Annotated in this window: 3 protein-coding genes; all 3 read right to left on the reverse strand. The window is 71.5% G+C overall.

Annotation, left to right across the window (positions count from 1 at the left end; all coding sequences use genetic code 11):
• Positions 1-474: acyl-CoA thioesterase (locus C4313_RS11470; protein WP_352429982.1), on the reverse strand; the 474-nt coding region annotated here is incomplete at its 3' end.
• Between the two features lie 59 nt (positions 475-533).
• Entirely contained in the window at positions 534-1,748 is a 1,215-nt protein-coding gene (gene tyrS, locus C4313_RS11475; RefSeq protein WP_352429984.1) for a tyrosine--tRNA ligase, read from the reverse strand.
• A 76-nt stretch (positions 1,749-1,824) separates the two neighbouring features.
• Positions 1,825-2,997, reverse strand: a 1,173-nt coding sequence (locus tag C4313_RS11480; protein ID WP_352429983.1) for a hypothetical protein, incomplete at its 5' end; no start/stop codon positions are given.

The raw sequence follows: 2,997 nt of genomic DNA on the forward strand, positions 1-2,997 counted from the left end.
TGGGGTGAGGGCCTCCCGGCGGGCCAGGCGCTCCGCCCGGCGCCGGTCGGCCTCCTCGGCCTTCCGTCGGTCTTCCTCCGTCTCCAGGATGAGGGGCGGCACCGGGGCGGGCCGGCCGTCCCGATCCAGCGCCACATAAACAAAATAGGCGGTGGCGGTCAGCCGCCGCTCCCCCGTCAGCAGATCCTCGGCCTCGACCTGAATCTCCACCTCCATGGAGGTCCGCCAGGCCCGCGTCATCCGCGCCCGCACGTGGACCAGATCGCCCACGTGGACCGGCGCGCAGAACTGAATGGAGTCCACCACCACCGTGACCGTGGGCCGGCGCGCGTGCCGGGCGGAGACGATGGCCCCCGCCTCGTCCATCAGTTTCATGATCCAGCCGCCGTGGACGTTGCCCAGGGTGTTGGCGTATTCCGGCTGCATGACTTGGGCCAGGACCACCTCGCTCTCGCTCACCCGCTTGCCTTCCATAGGATGCCTCCGAGGGCAGAAAAGGGGTGGGCAGGGAAGGACGGACGCCCCGGCGTCGCTCATCCCCCGGGGACCAGACGGACGAACCGCCGGCGGCCGACCTGGAGCACCCGGGGGCGGTCCAGCCGAAGCACGGCCTCGACGTCCATCAGGGGCTCCCCCTCCAGCCGGACGCCCCCCTGGCGGATGAGGCGGCGGGCTTCGCTGCGGCTGGGGGCGAGGCCGGCGGCCACCAGCACCTCCACCAGGGGCCGCGGGCCCTCCACCACAAAGACCGGCATCTCCTCGGGGAAGGACCGCTCCTGGAACACGGTGCGGAAATGAGCCTCGGCCCGATCGGCGGCCTCCTCCCCGAAGAAGATGGCGACGATCTCGTGGGCGAGCCTCATCTTGGCGTCCCGCGGGTGCAGCGTCCCCTCCTGCAGCCCCTGCTCGATGGCGGCGATGCGCTGGGGCGGATAGCGGGTCAGCAGTTTGAAGTAAAGGGGCATCGCCTCGTCAGGGACGCTCATGATCTTGCCGAACATGTCCTCGGGGGTGGTGTTCAGCGGGATGTGGTTGCCCAGGGACTTGGACATCTTGCGCACGCCGTCGGTGCCCGGGAGGAGCGGGAGCAGGATGGCGATCTGCGGGCGCTGCCCGAAGGCCTCCTGTAACTTCCGCCCGGCCACCACGATGTTGAAGAGTTGGTCCACCCCGCCGATCTGCACGTCGGCCTGCAGGGCCACCGCGTCGTAGCCCTGCATCAGCGGGTAGAACGTCTCGTGCAGGAAGATCGGGTCGCCGGCCTTCAGCCGCTCGGCGAAGGACTCCCGCGCCAGGAACTGCTGGATCGTGAAGTGGGAGGCCAGCCGGATGAGGTCGGCGAAGGTCAGCCGGGAGAGCCACTCGGCGTTGTAGCGCACGATCGTCCGGTCCGGGTCCAGGACCCGAAAGGCTTGCTCGGCGTAGGTGCGGGCGTTGGCCTCCACCTCCTCCGGAGACATGAGGGGTCGCCCCCGCAGCTGATCCGAGGGATCCCCCACCAGCGCCGTGAAGGTCCCGATGACCAGGATCGTCTCGTGGCCCAGGTCCTGGAACTGGCGCAGTTTCCGCAGGGGCACGGTGTGGCCCAGGTGCAGATCGCTGGTCCGCGGGTCCACCCCCAGGTAGACCCGCAGGGGGCGCCCTTCCTGGAGCCGTTCCCGCAGCTCCGCCTCCATGGCGCGGCGCAGGTTCTCATCGCCGTATTCGGTGCCCTGCATGAGGAGAGCGACCTGCTCGTCCAGGGACATGGCCATGCCCGCCTCACCTCGTCCGGCGCGGGGTTCCTCCCCAGAGTATGCCATCGCCTCCGACGGCTCGTCAATCCTACGGGCCCCAGGCCACGCGTTGCTCCATCGGGTGGGGCCGCTCGGTCCCCAGGTCGAGGACCTTGCGGGGGGCCCCGCCGGCGGCCGACACCAGGTAAACCCCCCACCGGCCATCGGCATCGGAAAGATAAGCGATCCAGGCCCCGTCCGGCGACCACGCCGGGCCGACCTTCCGGCCCTCACCCTGGGTCAGGGCCCGGAAGGAGCCGCCGGTGGTGACCACCACCAGGTTCCAGCCCCCCGAAACGTCCGTGGTGTAGACCAGCGCGGATCCGTCGGGCGCCCACGCGGCCTGGAGGTCGTTCGCGTGGGTGCTCAGGGGCGTCGGCTCGGAGGCGTCCGGCGGCAGCAACAGGAGTCCGCACCGCTGGGGGATGCAACCCGTCCAGGCCAGGATCCCGTGGGGCCCCCAGGCCGGGAAGCGGCCGGCGGCGCGCCGTTGCGTTGCCTTCGGGTTCCGCAGGTCCAGGACGCTGATCGTCCCGGAGGCCTCCATGACGGCGAGGCGTTGTCCATCGGGCGCCCAGGTCGGCCAGGCGGCGCCGGGTCCGGCGATGGGCACAGCCTCCCCGCTCTCCAGGTCATGGAGGAAGATCCCCACGCCGGCCACCCGATAGGCCAGCCGGCGGCCGTCGGGGGACCATGCGGGCTGATCGGCCCCGACGGCGATGGCCCGCCCCCGCCCGGCGGCGTCCACCACGTAGAGGCGGTCGGCGCCCAGGTCGGGATCGTAGAGGGAATACGCCAGACGCCCAACGGGGATGGGCGGTGGGACCGGCGTGCCGGCCCCCGGCAGGGTCCCAGGGAGCGGTGTCGGGGTGGCCTCCTGGCAGCGGGCGTGGGCCATCGTCCATTTGTCCTGGGCCTGGGCCTCGGCGAACAGGTGCCGGGCCGCCTGGTATTGGGCCTCCGCCGCGCACCAGTCCCCCTGGGCGGCCAGGAGATCCCCATAGGCCAGATGGGCCTGGAACAGGCGACGGGCCGTGTCCCGATAACCGGGGCTCAGGGCGTAGAGGGCCTGGAGGCGCCGGATGGTCTCCGGCCAACTGACCCCCCACACGTCTCGGGCGGCGCGGTAGAGGCTCGCCAGGCGATAGGCGGCGGCGGCATCCGGGGGCAGGGGGCCCAGCCGGGCCGCCAGGTCCAGATAAAACAGGCCTTCCGCCAGCCA

This window comes from Thermoflexus sp., from assembly GCF_040289485.1.
Lineage (GTDB): Bacteria > Chloroflexota > Anaerolineae > Thermoflexales > Thermoflexaceae > Thermoflexus.